This is a genomic window from Bradyrhizobium sp. HKCCYLS20291 (assembly GCF_051167715.1).
Lineage (GTDB): Bacteria > Pseudomonadota > Alphaproteobacteria > Rhizobiales > Xanthobacteraceae > Bradyrhizobium.
In genome coordinates, this window is sequence record NZ_JBNPTO010000013.1 from 210,253 (window position 1) to 226,540 (window position 16,288).

The following is a 16,288-nucleotide window of genomic DNA, read 5'->3' on the forward strand; positions in this document are numbered from 1 at the left end:
CTCGGTGATGCTTGCGCTCGGCGCGTTTCGCTTCTCGGTCTCGACCGCCGCCTATCAGAAGTTCGAGCGGTCTTCTGAATGGCGGTGGCCTGCCACCGACCGCATCGGCATGGCGCCCGCGAAACAGTACGTCGGCCCCGGCGAGGACACGATCACCGTCGATGGCGTGATCTTCCCGCATTATCGCGGCGGACTTCGGCAGATGGACATGATGCGCGCCCAGGCCGGTCTCGGGCTGCCCCTGCCGCTGATCACCGGCTTCGGCCGCTATCTCGGCAACTACTGCATCGAGAAAGTCAAAGAGAGCATGGAGACCTTCATGTCGGATGGCGCGCCGCGCAAGATCGAGTTTACTGTTGAGCTGGGGGCCTATTCCTGATGGCCGAGACGTACACCACCTTGGAGGGCGACACGGTCGACATGATCGCCTGGAGCCGGTTCGGCGTCACGCGTGGCGCGACCGAAGCAATCCTCCGCGCCAACCAGGGCCTTGCCGTAGCCGGGACGCGGCTGCCCCAAGGCATGGTCATCACCATCCCGGCCTACAGCCCGAAGAAGGTCTCGGCAGCCGCGAGGATTTGGTCGTGACGCCAGCGGCACGCGTGGTCCTCGACGGGAATGACATTACCGCGAACCTGATCCCGGCTCCCTTCGGCATGCCGCTGCTCGGCGGCGGCGTCGGCATTCCCGGTGGGCTGATGCCGGGGATCGGCAACGGCGGCGGCCCGCTGCTCTCTCTGACCATTCAGGACAACGAGGGCAAGAAATCCGACTCGTGTGAGCTGGAGTTGGACAATCGCGAATACATCCCCTCGCCGGGGAAGGGCTCGAAGCTGCAAATATGGCTCGGCTTCGTCGAGAGCGGCATCAACTTCATGGGCTCGTATCAGATCGACTCGTGGACGAAGAAGGGGCGTCCGAAGATCATGACCGTATCGGCCAAAGCCGCCGGTCTGACCACGGAGATCAAGGCGCCGAAGTCGCGCTCATACCACGAGAAGAGCATCGACGAGATCGTGCAGTACATCGCGGGGCGCAATGGTCTGCGTGCGATCGTGGCAGGCGAGCTGGGCAGCATCAAGCCGGGTCACCTCGACCAGTCCAACGAGTCCGACCTCAACTTCCTCACGCGCCTCGCTGGCCGCGTCGGCGGAAACTTCAAGCTGGCGAACGACACGGTCATCTTCAACAAGGCGGGCTCGGGCCAGCTCCCGAGCGGTGGCGCGGCCCCCACATTCACGCTCACGGAGGCTGGACAAACCGATTGGGACTGCACGGGCTCCACGCGCGGCGACTACGAGTCTGTCGAGGCAGCTTGGCACAACGTCAAGAAGGGCGAGCGTGAGTGGGTCAAGGCGAGCGGAGCGGGCGACGGCCGCGGGCCTAAGCATCGGGTGCGCAAGCTGTTCAAGACGAAAGAGGAGGCCGAAGCCCAGGCCAAGGCGACAAAGGGCGCGCTTGCTCGCGGCGAGAAGGTGTTCGCGGCAAGCTTCGTCGGACGGACTGAGATGTTCGCCGGTGCTGGCCTGACGGCGGTAGGCTTCGATCCTGACTGTGACGGCAGCTACACGATTAAGTCCGTCACGCACACGCTCAATAGCTCGGGCCTGAAGACGCGCATCTCCTGTGAGACGGCAAGCGAAGACGGCTGGGGCGGGTAGTCGGCAGCTCTAGCCCAATTGACGGGAGGCCTCGCTGGATGTCTGCAATGCCCCCGTTTGCAACCAAATCTTGCGTCGCAGAAAATTTCTGCAGTGGCCAGCAACGGACCTTGAGACCGTTGCTTGACCGGATACTTTATAGAGCGCCGGACAGCGGTCTGCGTCGTGACTTTACTTGGGCAGATACAGTATATTGGTTGAGCCACATGCGGTCGCCTGTTCGCATAACAATCAAATTCTTTGAGGGAGCCGAAAAAAAATGGCACGCGATGATCAAATATACACAAGATACTATGAGAGCGCGAGAGCCGAGTTGATCCAACGTATTGCGCTACGGGATCAGGCACTAATGGCGTATGTGCTGGTAATTGGGGGGTATCTTGGATTTGTTATTCATAGGTATGGATTCGAATTTGCACCCCCACAAACATGTGAGGCGAGCGCGTTGACCTTTCCCGTGCCGATCATTTGTTTCCTCTTCTCACTCGTCATCATACAACATCATCTGGTGATTAATGATCTTGCGAAGTACCTCTCTTCCGAATGGCCTCGAAATCTGGATAATGGTGTTTTCATAGTTCATTGGGACAATTCTGAGACGCTACGCAGCAGCACAACGGTGATCCAAGCGATGCGCACCGTTGCTCAATGCTCTGCTCTTTGCGTGCCGTTCCTTTTTGAATTATTTGCCAATGCGAAGAATTTTCTGGTAGTGGGATTAAATTGTTCTTGGATGATAGTTTTGAATATAATTGTTCCGCTGGTCATCTTTCCACTAATCGTTGCAATTCACGTTTATGCTCACTGGGTGCGTGTCACTTCTAGCCATCGCGTCGGACCGCTAGTCACAAGAGTATCGCAGCGTGAAGGCGCCACGGACGGCTGCACCGGCGGCGCTTCGGGTTAGGGTCGGGGCGAAAATCTTCGTGTTGAGAATATCTTGTCAAGACGACCTTTACGACGGACTACGTCATGATCTTCGTCGGGCGAGTGAACCTATGACGATTGGGGGGGCTATTCAAACGGTCCTCTCAGCGGCGAACCGATCGGCGATGATGCTCTCAACATTTGGAGAGCACAATGGCGATCAGCATCAAGAATGGTCTCGGCTATCGCGACGGAGCGCAGTTTCCGTTTCGCGAGAGCCCGAACCACGGAGATACGCTGAAGCCGCGCTTCATCGTGATCCACGACACGGCGTCCGGCCTCAAGGATGACGGCGACATCTCGTGGCTCACCAATCCGGCGGCGAAGGTCTCCGCGCACGTTGTCGTGAGCCGCGAGGGCAAGATCACTCAGCTCGTGCCGTTCAACGTGGTCGCGTGGCACGCCGGTCAGTCCCAATGGAAGGGGCTGAAGTTCATGAACAGCTACGCAATCGGGATCGAGATCGACAACCCAGGCAAGCTTCAGAAGGTGTCGGACGGCGTCTACAAGAACGACATCTGCACGATCAACACCAACAAGAATCCGTCGCTGAAGGTCGAGTACGCGAAGACGGCGGCTCACGGTGCGGGCTATTGGCTGCACTACAGCCCCGAGCAGATCGCGGTCGTCACCGATCTGTGCTTCGCGCTCGCGCAAGAGTTCAAGATCGAGGACATCATCACGCATTGGATGATCTCACCCGGCCGGAAGATCGACACCAACCCGCTGTATCCCCTCGATGAGTTGCGCACGTCGGCGCTTCCCGACAAGCCGGTTGGTCTCATGGAGACGCCGGAAGGCGGCGAGCGGCAGGACAGCGACGAGTCCAGCGAGGAGCACGTCCACCTCGAACCGCAGTGCGACGTACACGACGAGAGTGCGACCAAGCCCGGCAAGCTGAAGGCGTTCATCAAGAGCAAGCTCACGGCGGGCACCGGCCTGTTCACCGGCCTCTCGCTATCGTCCTTCACGGGCCTGCTCACCGACTGGAAGGTGATCGTGGCGCTGGGCACGTTCATCCTGATCGGACTCGCTCTCTGGATTTGGCTGGAGCGCGAATGATCAGGCAGTTCTTCATGGACACCTTCGCGTCCACGGCGATCAGCGACTTCCTTTGGGTGGCGGCGACTTCCGAGATCGCCCTGTCCGGCCTTGGTCTTCTGATCGCGGTGGCCGGTGTCGTCGGCTACCTCCCGATCGTGAGTACGCTGCTCGGTGGCTACGGCAAGGTCGCCAAGCTCGTCTTCATCCTCGCGCTTGCGGCGCTGCTCTTCCTGCTTGGTTTCCGGACCGCTGACAACCGGGCAGAGGCCAAAGTGCTGCGTGCCGATGTCGCGAGGAAAGATGAGGTGATCGCCGCGAAGGACTTCGATCTGCGTCTCGCGCTCGAAGCTGCCGAAGCGGCGCAGAAGCAACGTGATCAAGCGGCGCTCCGCGCCAGGGAAGCTCAGGACGAAATCGATGACTATGCCCAACGCGTCAAGGCGCGCCCTAACGCTTCTTGCGTGCTCGCTCCTAGCGACTTTCCTGGCGGCTTGCCAGACGACGGAAAGCGTTAGGCCCTCGCCGAGCTTCACTATGCCGCACGAGACAACGCTTGTGCTCGACGAAGTGCCCGCTCCGATCATCAAGCCCGGCGACGACGCTCGCGTGGCTTGGCGTCTGGAGCGCGCTGCCCGGATCCAGGCCAACCATCGGCTTCGCGTCTCCCGGTCCAATGTCCGCGACGTGCGCCTCAAGGCATCGGCCACAGCCAAATGATCACGATCCCTGAATGGCTCATGGGCCTGGTAGGCAGCGGCTTCGGCGCGGTGGTCGCGCTTCTGATCCGTAACGCGGTGTCGCACACGAAGAACGAAGCGTCGGCAAAGGCAGGGCAGGCCATTGCCAACGAGGCGAAGGCGGCAGCCGCCGAGGCGCAAAGGCTCGCTGCCGCGACCGAGCGCGACCTTGCGCAGTTCCGAGAAAGGGTCGCACAGGAATACGCGACCGTCCAACTGATCGACCGGATCGAAGAGCGTCTGGTCGGCGCTTTGGATCGCATCGGCGCTCGCTTCGATCAGTTTCTGTTGACGCAAACCGGGAAGACGAAGTGATCGCGGGCAAGGACAAGAGGGACGCGACCCTCGCGCGTCTCCGGTAACTCTATGACGCCGGCAAGTTTGAACCCGTTCGAACTAGTCTTCCGCCTTTGTTTCAGGTTTACCAAGCTGATGAAGAGTGAACGCAAGCGGAATCTGCCGCGTCAGGTTGCTTTGCATAATACGATTCGCCAGAGCGTCCATCCTTATTTGTGGTATTTTTACCTTCCTCTCCAGGCGTCGTCTGCTGGTGCCGTGTTTGATTATAACCCGAATGACTTGGCTTGTGATCATAGAAGAAAAGTCGCATAGGCCATCTGCAACGTAAGAAGCGAGAATATTCGAAAGGCCTGACGATGGCGGCTTGAGGTCATCTCGGAGCTTTGCGGCGCGCGTGGCGACATACTGCATGCTGATCGGGAGAACCTTCTGGGTAGTTTCAAGATAAGCCGTCGAGATCTTTACAAGGTAGCGATATGTACATTCGGCCAATTCTTGCGCGGTGACGTCGGCAGACTTCGACGACGCACTGCTGAGGACTGCGAAATATGCTTTGGCTTCGTCGGTGTCCCTGAGCGCCAGTAGTTTCGGAGTCGGTATCTCCAGCAACTGTTCAGATCGAGGGGTTGGGACCTCCCTCGAGTCGACAAGCTGACTAGCTTCGAAATCGACTTCGTATGCGTTCGGAATTGTTCCGGCAGCGTCCTGCAGATCGCTTCCGGGCGTTTGAAGTACAGCCTTTATTCGAGCTGCTTGACTCTGATGATAAGCCTCAGAAAAAAAAGCTAACGCCTCTCTGCAAGGCTCTCGTTCATGAGCCTTGCATCGAGCCAGCAAGTCAGCAACATTCTCATAGCGTTTGCCGATGTATTTCTTTGCAATTGCATCATATACCGGCGCTCGCGCAAGCGCGTCCGGGCGAACCTTCATTGCATGATCAAATGCGTTATCTATATCATCTGCAAGATGGACCTTCCTCTGAATTAGTGGATGGTTGCGGAACTCGATCACTGCACGATGAAATGAGTCTTGTTGAAGCCCGCCGTTATATTCATCCGTCGGCCAAGTCTCAAAAACGAAGCGACTATTCCTGATCGAATCATCAAGAAGCTTAGCGATGTCGTCGGCTCCTCCGACGATTCCATTCGAGCCATCCTTTACCGCCCCACGTAGGTTGGAAGAGAAGCTGGCATCTATTTTCCCGAGACGGAGCGTGGGACGGATAATGCCGCTGCGCAATGCGTCGAGGAAGAGTTGCTTGAGGGCCACGTCGAGGTGATGGGGTGACGTGAGTACCTTGTAGAGCTCAAAATTGATGAAGAAAAAAATGTCAGGAATTACTACTACTTCCGAAAAAAGAATCGCCCGGAGGAGTTCTGAATGGAGCTCCATTTGAACAGGGCTACGCAAGCCCATTGCAGCCCCGTCCATCACAGATAGATATCGCCGGTTGAGCATGCAAATTGCCTTTCGCCGGACCGCGACCCTAAAAATAGAAGTCCGCCTCATACGCCACAAGTGTTTACCGGCTCTGGTGAAGCGGCCTAGTAGCGGCGGTCGGGCGTGGCGGTGCTCCAACACCGAGATTTTGGAAACCGATTCATTTTTGGCCGCTTGGTCACCAATTGTCCTCCTGAGAAAAGAGGGTGTGGACTCGGAGGTCACGTTTTGTTCTATTGTCTCCCGCTTCCGTTGAACAGGGTGAGACAATGCCGGACCTGGGCCAAATCCGCTCGGAGATCGAGCGCGCCCGCAAAAACATGGCTAGGCTACGCCGAGACCTCCTGGCGCTTCAGAAGGCCGGGAAGCCAACGGCGGTTACAGAAACCGACCTTCAACGCCTGCTCGATCGCGTGGACTCGCTTTGCGAGCAGCGCGATAGGCTAAAGGCCGTCCAACCCCGGCCTTCGGCCGGTAGAGTGCTGGGAGGGCGTTCATGGTGAGCTCGCCAATTTCGTATTACTCTGATCTGGCGAACAACAACCCACCCGCGTTTCTGAAGGCCTTAGCAGAGGCCCGTCGTCTGGCGACGCTCGAAGGCTGGCGTTACCAACATGTTCAAGCGATCATCGTCTCCATCGATCAATACGCAGAAGCTGCAACTGGAAATCGCGACTTCTTCCTCAATCGCCCCCATAGCATCGGTGGAGGGCGCACAGGCGACGTCCCGTGAGGTCGCCCCTAAACCTCTAAGCAGCCCTCTCGTAGCCCTACAGGGTTTTCAGCCTGCTGCTTGGTTGATCTACCAAATGTACAGGCGAGGACGACGGGACTCTTTTTGCTATTCAGTCTATGATAGGCAGCAATCAAATGGCCGCCCGTGGTGCAGACATCGTCGTATAGGATAATTGGCCCTTCCAGAGAGGCCGTGATCTTATACGCTTCTTCGAAATGTGCAGCGTCGCGCGGGCCGCCCAGGCGAGACTTCTGTTGGGCCTTCTTAAATACGAGGGCGGGTACCGCCGCAAACAAGCCTTTACTGTTGTGTGCGATCTTCTCAGCGATTTCTAACGTTTTGAACTCTGGAGTGTCGACGGATACTACGTGCGAATTTGGGATCGGAACTATCGTCGCATCGTCTGCGAAAAAGCGTCGGATGTTTGCGAACAGTGCGCGCGGAAGGCGATCGACAAATTGCTGCACATTTGTCTTATCATACTCGCGCCACTTGCCTCCGACTCTGCTTGAGAAATATCCGTTGATGGGGTCGCCTTTGAGCGCCTTCACCATCTTGTGCGCGCGGAAGTCTTCCTTCCGCCATCGCACGTCGGTGTCGGTCAGGTAATCACAGAGGCTGATTAGCTTGAGTTGGGGCAATTGCGTCAACAATATCTGAAGTTGATGATAAAATACCGACTTTGGGTTGTCCCAAGAAGCGTGTAGGCCAAGTTAGCGATGGGTCTTCGACAACTGATTTTGCAATAAACAGCCAGCGACCAAGGCGCCTACACTCTGCCGCCTGATGTAGCGTGCCTGATGTGTCAGACGCCTCAATGATAACTGTGGCATCGCTGATCGCAGCCATAACCCGGTTGCGCATCGGAAAGTTAGACCGGTAGACGCGCTCGCCGGATTGGAAAGGCGTAATCAGAAGGTGATCTCGATAGATGTCTTGTTGCAGGGCTGCATTCTCGGCCGGATATGCTTTGTCGAGCGGGGTGCCGATGACAGCAGCTACCCGGCCTTGACTTGAGATCGCAGACGTGAGCGCGGCCGTATCAACCCCTTTTGCAAGGCCGCTGACTACGGTCAGTCCAGCTTCAGCAAGATCGCGGGCGAGCCGAGCGGACCGCCGCCAACCGGCCTCAGAAACCTCCCGAGTGCCCACTATGGACACGGTTGGCGCTTCGAGAAGATCAAGATTGCCGGCGTAGAAGAGAGTGGCCTCTCCCCGTCCTGAGGCATCCCTCAGGAAATCCAGTTGTCGATCATCCAGGGGTGCTCTGCCATAGCGCGACAGCAATGCCGGTAGTGTATAGACGTGCATCTGGGATGGCGGGACGTAGGTGCTGCGCCGTCGGCTCGTTTGGGTTCCAGATGTAGCGGCTTCCATCGCCATACGCGTGAATCTTTCAATGTGAAAGTTTACCGTCAGTAGCGTTAGTCGTCACCGGGTTTTCCCCTAATTAATGCGCAAGGCTACGCCCAAGTTCGGATGAACCCTGGAGTGCTGCTTGACGCCACGACTGGATGGAAGAGGCGTCCGGCCGCTTAATGGCCCGCTGGGAGTTCCGTGGGGGTGGCCCTTATCCCGAGTGCGGAGGCGCAGTGACTGACTACTCGCAATATGTGGCTGCGGCGGCGGCTCTCACCGTATGGTGCGCGTTCGAATATTGGCCAGTGGTCCTGTTCGTCGGCCTGGTGCTAGGCGTCATCGGCATGGTCGCTGCCGCCCTGAATGGTGGGCAGCCGAAGAAGTCGTAGGCGAGAACGCAGCCCGAACACCATGCACGGATAATGCACGGGAATGCACGGATGTTCCTGCTTTGAGCTACCCTCAGAGGCTCATAAGCACTTCCTGGCACGCCAGTATCAGGAGAAATTTGTTAGTGATGTCAGGGGCTTAAATGGTGGGCGCACAAGGGATCGAACCTTGGACCTCTCCCGTGTGAAGGGAACGCTCTCCCGCTGAGCTATGCGCCCGGATCCCGGTGGCTGCTGGCCGAAAGGCCGTTGGAGGCAGCTGCCGAAGCAGTCCGTCGGAGCCCGCGATTTACGAAGCGCGGGCAGGGGGTGTCAAGGCGTTGCGGCGCGGCTGGTGAGGAAAACTGAGAACGCCGTGCCCTGGGGGACCGCTATCAGGCCGAAATCGATCCTTTCGTCGGATCATCCCCTCCCAAGCGAGGAGGGGCCGTTCCAGCGTCGATCGATAAGCCCTCAGGCTCCGATCTGCCGTGCCCGCGAGGCGTGCGACTGCAGCGCCCGGATTCGGTCGGCCAGGGTGCCGCCTTGCGGAGCGCCTGCGGCTGCTGCCGGCGTCGCCGGAGCGCCATTGGCGTTGGCGGGCTTGGCGGCGGGCTCGGCGGCCAGCATGGCCTCGATGGTCGAGTTCGGGCCCTCGATCTGCATCGCGAGCTTGGCGACCTCAGCGGCGATGTCGTTGATGCGCTCGCGCAGCAGGGCGTTCTCCATGCGCTCCTGGGCCCAGGTGCTCTCGGCCTGCTGCTGGATCGCGTTCATCTCGCGCTGCAGCTTGGTGCGCTCGTCGCGGGCGGCCTGCAGCTGCTCTTCCAGGGAGGCCTTCTCGGACTTCAGCCGCTCGAACGCCGCCGACTTGCCGCTGCCGAATCCGGCGAGCTCCTCGCGCAGCTCCTTCAGGGCGCGGTCGGCAGCCGTATTGGCTTCGCGCAGCTGGTTGTTCTCGAAATCGCGCTCGGCGAGCAGCTTGCCCTGGGTCGCCAGCCGGCCTTCGAGGTCGGCGACGCGGCTCGCCAGCATCTCGGCTTCCTTGACCTGCACGATCAGCTGGCGGTCGAGCTCGGTGACGCGCTGGCTGAGATTTTCCACCCGCGCGCGGGCGTCGTTGAGCGCCTTGGTGGCGGTGTCGGATTCGTCGCGCTCGAGCGCAAGGCGAGCCTGGGTCGCGGAGAATTCCTTCTCGGCGTCGGAGACGCGGGTGCGTAGTTCCTCGACCTGGGTTCTCACCGTCACCAGCTCGACCTGCCGGCTGTCGGCCAGCAGCGACTTGTCGTTGAGCTCGGTGGTGAGGCGGACCTGCTCGGCCTGCTTCTCCTTCAATGCCTGCTCGGCGGCGCGCAGCGCCTCGGTCTTGGCGGCGAACTCTTCCTCGGTGGCGCGCAGCTGGTCCTTGAGCGCCTTCTCGCGCGCCTCCAGCGCGAAGATCGCGGCGTTCTTCTCGCCGAGCTCGATCTTCATGCGGTTGATGGCGTCGGTCTTCTTGCCGAGATCGGCGAGCTGGCCGGTAGCCTTGTTCTTGAGCGCATCGACGCTCATCTCCAGCCGCCGCGCCGACATCGCGAACTCCGCGCGCAGCTGGTCCTTGTCGGCCTGGATCTCGGCCATCGACAGCGGCGTCGCAGCCTCGAGCCGGCGCGTGGTCAGCCGCACCGCACGATTGTGCACCAGCGGAACGACCATCAGGGCACAGAGCATGGCGATCAGAAAACCGATCGCAAAATACATGATCGGCTCGACCATGACGCACAACTCCCGGTCAGGAATGATTAACGGAATGACAATGCACGGCCGGCTGATTCAACGCCAGCCCAATGCCGTGTTAACCTTGATCCGTCACGGGAGAACGTGTCGTGCTGGTATCAGCTGGCGGTCTCAGAACGGGTTCCAGGTCGCGTTCGGCGTATATTTGAGATAGCCGACATTGGCGCCGAGCCGCAGGCCGATGCCGGACCTGATCGGCACCAGCACGATGTTGTTGGCGGTCAGCGCCGTCATGCCGAAGCCGCCGACGATGTAGGCCGAACCGTCGATGCCGACGAAGCGCTGATAGATCGCGCTGGTGGCCGGCAGATTGTAGACCAGCGTCATGGTCCGCGCGCCGTCGCCGCCCCAGTCGAAGCCGAGCGAGGGGCCCTGCCAGTAGACCCTGAGATCGCCGGCGTTCTTGGTGTAGAGCGTGCCCTCGCCGTAACGCAGACCGGCGACGAAGGCGCCGGCGCCTTCCTCGCCGAGGATGTAGCCGTTCGGCAGGCCCCATTGGCTGACGGCGCGCTCGATCACCGAGGCGAGGCCGCGGGAGACGTTGCCGAAGAAGCGGTGGCCGGCATTGACCAGCTCGTCCGGTCCGAAATTGTCCGGGCTCGGCGCCGGCCGCGGCGGCGGAGCCGGCTGCTGCTGGTAAGGCGGCGCGCCCTGGTAGGGCGGCGCAGGCGGGGGCGCCTGCTGCGCGGCGACCGACGCGGTCAGGCCCAGAACGGCCGCAAGCGTCGTGACGGCGAGGCGTGATGCGAAACTCATCGAAGGAATCCCCTGCTATCGGCTGCCCGACCGCCGCCTTAACCTGACGCCAACCGCATCGGGGCGATTGTCGGACGAAGGGCATCCGCCCCTGCGACTCCCATGTTATCGGCAGTAACTATGACCGCACAACGGCAACAACGGATCTGGAGCTGGTCAAAGCCGCTGTTTTGCCGCGCTATTGCCGCGATCCTGCTCGCGGCGCAGCTGCTGCCGGTCGGTGCGCCCGCCGCGACCACCCAGCGGATCATCGCCAACCGCTTCAGCGGGCTCGCCATCGACGGCTTCGACCCGGTGTCCTACTTCGTGGACGATCAGGCGCTGGTTGGCGAGGAGGATTTCGAGGCCGCGCAAGGCGGGGTGGTCTGGCGGTTCCGCAACGAGGGCAACCGCGCCTCCTTTCTCGCCCATCCGGAGGTCTATGGCCCGCAGTTCGGCGGCTACGACCCGACCGACGTGGCGCGCGGCGTCACCGTGGCCGGCAACCCGCGCTTCTTCGCCATCGTCGAGGACCGGCTGTTCCTGTTCAGCCGCGAGGAGAGCCGGGATGCCTTCAAGGCCGACCCGGAGCGCTACCTGCCCCGCGCCGAGGCGCGCTGGCCGGCGCTGGAAGAGGACCTGCCGCAATAGGTCAGGCCGCGTGAACCGCGGCCGGATCGCCCCAGGCAATGAAGGCCGGCACGATGAAGCTGTCGGCGCGCTCCCCGAAGCGCAACGGTTCCCCGGTCGCGCCCGTGACCGTGCCGCCCGCCGCCGTCACCACCGCATGTCCGGCCGCCACGTCCCATTCGCAGGTCGGGCCGAGCCGCGGATAGATGTCCGCCTGTCCTTCGGCGAGCCGGCCGAATTTCACGGCCGAGCCGAGCGGCAGGCGGGTCGCGCCCGGCCGTGCCGCGATGAAGGCCTCGGTATGGGCGTCGCCATGCGACCGGCTGACGGCGGCGATCCAGGCCTCGCCCGGCTGCGGCATCGGCCGGGTGCGGATCGGCTCGGCTGCGCCCAGCCCGGCTTCCGTGAACGACAGCCGCTCGGCGCCACGGCCGACCAGGCCGCGCCAGATCAGCCCGATCGCCGGCGCGCAGACGATGCCGAGCAGCGGGCTGCCATGGCTGACGAGCGCCAGATTGACCGTGAACTCGCCGCGGCCGGCGACGAACTCCTTGGTGCCGTCGAGCGGGTCGATCAGGAAGAAGCTGCCCCTGAACGGCGCCGCGCAGCCGTCGACCCGTTCTTCGGACAGCGCCGGGATCTCCGGCGCCAACCGCGCCAGGCCATCGGCGATGACCTGGTCGGCGGCAAGATCCGCCTCCGTGACCGGCGAGCCGTCGGATTTGTCGGTGACGGTCATGGCGCGCCGGTTCACGGCCATGATCGCGTGCGCGGCCTCGACCACGAGTTCGGTCAAGGGCGTCATCAGGGCGGCAGCCGCCGCCACGTCGACGGTTCCTGCGGTCGGGCCGGTCGTCATCGTGATGCGCTCCGCGAGGCTGTTCCGTCTTCAGCTTGCATGATCGATCTTCCTGGTCCTGGCCCGGCAGTGAAGGCGCATCCGGATACTGCCATTTGACGTCTCATTGGGCAGTTCTGCCCGCAAAACCGCTACGTACTTTCCCGTGTCCGCCCCTCAGCTCGGTGGCGGTTCATGCTCTCGCAGTGTATCAAGCCAACAGGCAAGCATGATTCGTCAAAGTTCGCGGATTTCAGGAACATCGAATGTCCGGCACGTCGTCTTCAGAGATCGCCAATCCGATTCCCGCTCCCGACACGCTCGAACTTGCCGCGCTGCTCTGCTCGAAGGTCTGCCACGACCTGATTAGTCCGGTCGGCGCCATCGTCAATGGGCTCGAGGTGCTCGACGACAATCCGAAGCCGGAAGATCGCGATTTCGCGCTGGAGCTGATCCGCAAGAGCGCCAAGACGGCCTCCGCCCGGCTGCAATTCTGCCGTCTCGCCTTCGGGGCCGCCGGCTCGGCCGGCGCGCAGATCGATCTCGGCGACGCGCAGACCATGGCACGCGGCCAAATCGAGGATGCCAAGACCTCCATCACCTGGAATCTGCCGCGGCTGCTGCTGCCGAAGAACCGGGTCAAGCTGCTGCTCAACATGATGGTGGTGGCGCAGCAGACGATTCCGCGCGGTGGCATGCTGACCGTCGATCCGATCGGCGAGGGCGAGACCATGAGCTTCCGTGTCGGCGCGACCGGCCTCAACGCGCGCCTGCCGCAGAACATCGTCAACCTGCTCGGCGGTACCCAGCAGTCGACCATCGATGCCCATGCCGTGCAGCCCTATTACACGCGCCTGCTGGCCGAGGCCTGCGGCCTCACCGTGACGCTCGCCGCCGAAGGCGATGCGATGGTGGTCCGGGCGGCCTGATCGCGCGTCCGACGCGGTCGTTCCGCCGCCATGCTGCGACCTTCTGTCGTGAATGGCCGTGTGAAATCGTTTACGATGGTTAAGCAAGTCTTAGCTGCGCATCCGAATTTGTCCGGATGCATCTTATCTCTTTGTTGAGTCCGTTCATTTGCGCTTACTCAACTAATATTAAACGCTTTGGACCGAAACTGGCCACGGTTTGAAGGGCGCGTCATGTCGCGTACCGTTGCGTGCGAAGGCCAGTTTCATGGATGACCTGTTGCGTGAGTTCCTGACGGAGACCAGCGAGAGCCTGGATACCGTCGACAATCAGTTGGTGCGGTTCGAGCAGGAGCCGAACAACGCCAAGATTCTCGATAACATCTTCCGCCTGGTGCACACCATCAAGGGGACCTGCGGCTTCCTCGGCCTGCCGCGGCTCGAAGCGCTGGCGCACGCCGCCGAGACCCTGATGGGCAAATTCCGCGACGGCATGCCGGTGACCGGCGAGGCCGTGACGCTGATCCTGACAACCATCGACCGCATCAAGGACCTGCTCGGACAGCTCGAAGCCAACGAGGCCGAGCCCGAAGGCGAGGACCGCGACCTCATCAGCGAGCTCGAGGCGATGGTCGAGCGCGGCATGGCCGCGATGGCCGCCGGCGAGGCCGCGCCGCCGCTCGTCCCGGCAGCGCCCGCAGCACCATCCGCGCCCGCGGTCACGCAGGGCAGCCTGATCGATCAGACCTTGGAGCGTCCGCTGCGTCCGGGCGAAGTCTCACTGGACGAGCTGGAGCGCGCCTTCCGCGAGACCGCGATCGAGACGCCGCCCGCGCACGAGAAGTCACCCGAGCCGAAGGCCGCAGCGCCCGCGAAGGCCGAGCCGCCCAAGGCTGAAGCCAAAGCCGAGGCGCCGAAGAAGGCCGCGCGGCCGAAGGCCAATGCCGACGGCGAGGTGCACGAGAACGACAAGGTCGCCAACCAGTCGATCCGCGTCAACGTCGACACGCTCGAACATCTGATGACGATGGTCTCCGAGCTTGTGCTGACGCGCAACCAGCTGCTCGAGATCGCCCGCCGCAACGAGGACACCGAGTTCAAGGTGCCGCTGCAGCGGCTCTCCAACGTCACCGCCGAGCTGCAGGAGGGCGTCATGAAGACGCGCATGCAGCCGATCGGCAATGCCTGGCAGAAGCTGCCGCGCATCGTCCGCGACCTCGCGACCGAACTCGGCAAGCAGATCGAGCTCGAGATGCACGGCGCCGACACCGAGCTCGACCGCCAGGTGCTCGACCTGATCAAGGATCCGCTCACCCACATGGTGCGCAACTCCGCCGATCACGGCCTCGAGACCATGGCCGAGCGCGCCGCGGCCAACAAGCCGGACCAGGGCACGATCCGCCTCTCCGCCTATCATGAAGGCGGCCACATCATCATCTGCATCGCCGACAACGGCCGCGGCCTCAACACCGAGCGCATCAAGTCCAAGGCCATCTCGAACGGTCTCGTCACCGAGGCCGAGCTCGAGAAGATGACGGAAGCGCAGATCCACAAGTTCATCTTCGCACCGGGCTTCTCGACCGCCGCGGCGATTACCTCGGTGTCGGGCCGCGGCGTCGGCATGGACGTGGTGCGCACCAACATCGACCAGATCGGCGGCACCATCGACATCAAGTCGGTCGCCGGCGAGGGCACCTCGGTCACCATCAAGATTCCGCTGACGCTGGCGATCGTCTCGGCGCTGATCGTCGAGGCCGGCGGCGACCGCTTCGCGATCCCGCAATTGGCGGTCGTCGAGCTGGTGCGCGCGCGCGCCAATTCCGAGCATCGCATCGAGCGCATCAAGGACACCGCGGTCCTGCGTCTGCGCAACAAGCTGCTGCCGCTGATGCACCTGAAGAAGCTGCTCAAGATCGACGACGGCTCGTCGACCGATCCGGAGAACGGCTTCATCGTCGTCACCCAGGTCGGCAACCAGACCTTCGGCATCGTGGTGGACTGCGTGTTCCACACCGAGGAAATCGTGGTCAAGCCGATGTCGACCAAGCTGCGGCACATCGACATGTTCTCGGGCAACACCATTCTCGGCGACGGCGCCGTCATCATGATCATCGATCCGAACGGCATCGCCAAGGCGCTCGGCGCCTCCGGCTCGGCCTCGCAGGCGGTGACCGACGAGCATTCGTCGCATCACATCATCGGCGGCGAGCAGCTCACCTCGCTGCTGGTGTTCCGCGCCGGCACGGCGCAGCCCAAGGCGGTGCCGCTGGCACTGGTCACGCGCCTCGAGGAGATCGCGGCCGACAAGATCGAGATCAGCAACGGCCGCTACATGGTGCAGTACCGCGATCAGCTGATGCCGCTGGTGCAGATGGAAGGCGTCTCGGTGCAGACCACCGGATCGCAGCCGATCCTGGTGTTCGCCGACGAGACCCGCGCGATGGGCCTCGTGGTCGACGAGATCATCGACATCGTCGAGGAGCGTCTCCACATCCAGGTGTCCGGCGCCAAGGACGGCATCCTCGGCTCGGCCGTGATCAAGGGCCAGGCCACCGAAGTCATCGACGTCGGCCACTTCCTGCCGATGGCGTTCGCCGACTGGTTCATCCGCAAGGAGATGGCGACCGAGGCGCAGACGCAGTCGGTGCTCTTGGTCGACGACTCGCCGTTCTTCCGCAACATGCTGGCGCCGGTGTTGAAGTCGGCCGGCTACAAGGTGCGCACCGCGGCCTCGGCGCTCGAGGGCCTCGCGACGCTGCGCTCCGGGCACACCTTCGACATCGTCGTCACCGACATCGAGATGCCGGAGATGAACGGCTTCGAGTTCGC

The 16,288-nt window shown here is 61.9% G+C and carries 19 protein-coding genes and 1 tRNA gene; 13 read left to right on the plus strand and 7 right to left on the minus strand.

Annotated features, from left to right (window positions below):
• The first annotated feature begins 7 nt into the window (after positions 1–7).
• The 8 genes from ACQR07_RS26020 (at position 8) to ACQR07_RS26055 (ending at position 4,684) form a co-directional block, all read left to right on the plus strand.
• On the plus strand, positions 8–379 hold the full coding sequence (locus ACQR07_RS26020) for a phage tail protein (protein WP_434904968.1): 372 nt from the start codon (positions 8–10) through the stop codon (positions 377–379).
• Positions 379–588, plus strand: a complete 210-nt coding sequence (locus tag ACQR07_RS26025; RefSeq protein WP_434904969.1) for a tail protein X — start codon at positions 379–381, stop codon at positions 586–588. The genes ACQR07_RS26020 and ACQR07_RS26025 overlap by 1 nt, the downstream gene beginning before the upstream one ends.
• Positions 589–656: 68 nt before the next feature.
• A complete protein-coding gene (locus tag ACQR07_RS26030) occupies positions 657–1,661 on the plus strand; it encodes a phage late control D family protein (RefSeq protein ID WP_434904970.1) in 1,005 nt (334 codons plus the stop codon).
• 259 nt (positions 1,662–1,920) lie between these two features.
• A complete protein-coding gene (locus tag ACQR07_RS26035) occupies positions 1,921–2,568 on the plus strand; it encodes a hypothetical protein (RefSeq protein ID WP_434904971.1) in 648 nt (215 codons plus the stop codon).
• A 173-nt stretch (positions 2,569–2,741) separates the two neighbouring features.
• Complete coding sequence (locus ACQR07_RS26040) at positions 2,742–3,650, plus strand: N-acetylmuramoyl-L-alanine amidase (protein WP_434904972.1); 909 nt, start codon at positions 2,742–2,744, stop codon at positions 3,648–3,650.
• A complete protein-coding gene (locus ACQR07_RS26045) occupies positions 3,647–4,147 on the plus strand; it encodes a hypothetical protein (RefSeq protein WP_434904973.1) in 501 nt (166 codons plus the stop codon). Before ACQR07_RS26040 ends, ACQR07_RS26045 begins: the two co-directional genes overlap by 4 nt.
• Positions 4,148–4,166: 19 nt before the next feature.
• On the plus strand, positions 4,167–4,349 hold the full coding sequence (locus tag ACQR07_RS26050) for a hypothetical protein (RefSeq protein ID WP_434904974.1): 183 nt from the start codon (positions 4,167–4,169) through the stop codon (positions 4,347–4,349).
• Positions 4,346–4,684: a hypothetical protein gene (locus tag ACQR07_RS26055; RefSeq protein ID WP_434904975.1), complete on the plus strand. Its 339-nt coding sequence runs from the start codon at positions 4,346–4,348 to the stop codon at positions 4,682–4,684. Before ACQR07_RS26050 ends, ACQR07_RS26055 begins: the two co-directional genes overlap by 4 nt.
• 81 nt (positions 4,685–4,765) lie before the next feature.
• On the opposite strand, the gene ACQR07_RS26060 is transcribed toward ACQR07_RS26055, so the two are convergent.
• The gene (locus ACQR07_RS26060; protein ID WP_434904976.1) at positions 4,766–6,127 is read right to left on the minus strand and encodes a hypothetical protein; all 1,362 of its coding nucleotides are present in this window, start codon (positions 6,125–6,127) and stop codon (positions 4,766–4,768) included.
• A 478-nt stretch (positions 6,128–6,605) separates the two neighbouring features.
• Between ACQR07_RS26060 and ACQR07_RS26065 the strand changes: the two genes are divergently transcribed.
• Entirely contained in the window at positions 6,606–6,842 is a 237-nt protein-coding gene (locus tag ACQR07_RS26065) for a hypothetical protein (RefSeq protein ID WP_434904977.1), read from the plus strand.
• 8 nt (positions 6,843–6,850) lie between these two features.
• On the opposite strand, the gene ACQR07_RS26070 is transcribed toward ACQR07_RS26065, so the two are convergent.
• On the minus strand, positions 6,851–7,486 hold the full coding sequence (locus ACQR07_RS26070; protein WP_434904978.1) for a hypothetical protein: 636 nt from the start codon (positions 7,484–7,486) through the stop codon (positions 6,851–6,853).
• On the minus strand, positions 7,455–8,228 hold the full coding sequence (locus tag ACQR07_RS26075) for a DNA-processing protein DprA (RefSeq protein WP_434904979.1): 774 nt from the start codon (positions 8,226–8,228) through the stop codon (positions 7,455–7,457). Before ACQR07_RS26075 ends, ACQR07_RS26070 begins: the two co-directional genes overlap by 32 nt.
• Positions 8,229–8,437: 209 nt before the next feature.
• Between ACQR07_RS26075 and ACQR07_RS26080 the strand changes: the two genes are divergently transcribed.
• Positions 8,438–8,593, plus strand: coding sequence for a hypothetical protein (locus tag ACQR07_RS26080; RefSeq protein ID WP_434904980.1), 156 nt, complete (start codon positions 8,438–8,440; stop codon positions 8,591–8,593).
• Positions 8,594–8,737: 144 nt separating this feature from the next.
• On the opposite strand, the gene ACQR07_RS26085 is transcribed toward ACQR07_RS26080, so the two are convergent.
• The 3 genes from ACQR07_RS26085 to ACQR07_RS26095 all read right to left on the minus strand — a co-directional run bounded on the left by ACQR07_RS26085 (position 8,738) and on the right by ACQR07_RS26095 (position 11,104).
• Positions 8,738–8,812 (minus strand) — tRNA-Val (locus tag ACQR07_RS26085).
• A gap of 234 nt (positions 8,813–9,046) precedes the next feature.
• The gene (locus tag ACQR07_RS26090; protein ID WP_434904981.1) at positions 9,047–10,327 is read right to left on the minus strand and encodes a hypothetical protein; all 1,281 of its coding nucleotides are present in this window, start codon (positions 10,325–10,327) and stop codon (positions 9,047–9,049) included.
• 132 nt (positions 10,328–10,459) lie between these two features.
• Positions 10,460–11,104 (minus strand): DUF1134 domain-containing protein, encoded by a 645-nt coding sequence (locus tag ACQR07_RS26095; protein ID WP_434904982.1) that lies wholly within the window; start codon positions 11,102–11,104, stop codon positions 10,460–10,462.
• A 120-nt stretch (positions 11,105–11,224) separates the two neighbouring features.
• Between ACQR07_RS26095 and ACQR07_RS26100 the strand changes: the two genes are divergently transcribed.
• Positions 11,225–11,734 (plus strand): YHS domain-containing (seleno)protein, encoded by a 510-nt coding sequence (locus ACQR07_RS26100; protein ID WP_434904983.1) that lies wholly within the window; start codon positions 11,225–11,227, stop codon positions 11,732–11,734.
• 1 nt (position 11,735) lies between these two features.
• On the opposite strand, the gene cysQ is transcribed toward ACQR07_RS26100, so the two are convergent.
• A complete protein-coding gene (gene cysQ, locus ACQR07_RS26105; protein WP_434904984.1) occupies positions 11,736–12,572 on the minus strand; it encodes a 3'(2'),5'-bisphosphate nucleotidase CysQ in 837 nt (278 codons plus the stop codon).
• Between the two features lie 245 nt (positions 12,573–12,817).
• On the opposite strand from cysQ, the gene chpT reads away from it, so the two are divergent.
• Both chpT and ACQR07_RS26115 read left to right on the plus strand, forming a co-directional pair.
• Positions 12,818–13,480, plus strand: a complete 663-nt coding sequence (gene chpT / locus ACQR07_RS26110) for a histidine phosphotransferase ChpT (RefSeq protein ID WP_434904985.1) — start codon at positions 12,818–12,820, stop codon at positions 13,478–13,480.
• A gap of 247 nt (positions 13,481–13,727) precedes the next feature.
• Positions 13,728–16,288, plus strand: a 2,561-nt coding sequence (locus ACQR07_RS26115; RefSeq protein WP_434904986.1) for a hybrid sensor histidine kinase/response regulator, incomplete at its 3' end; no start/stop codon positions are given.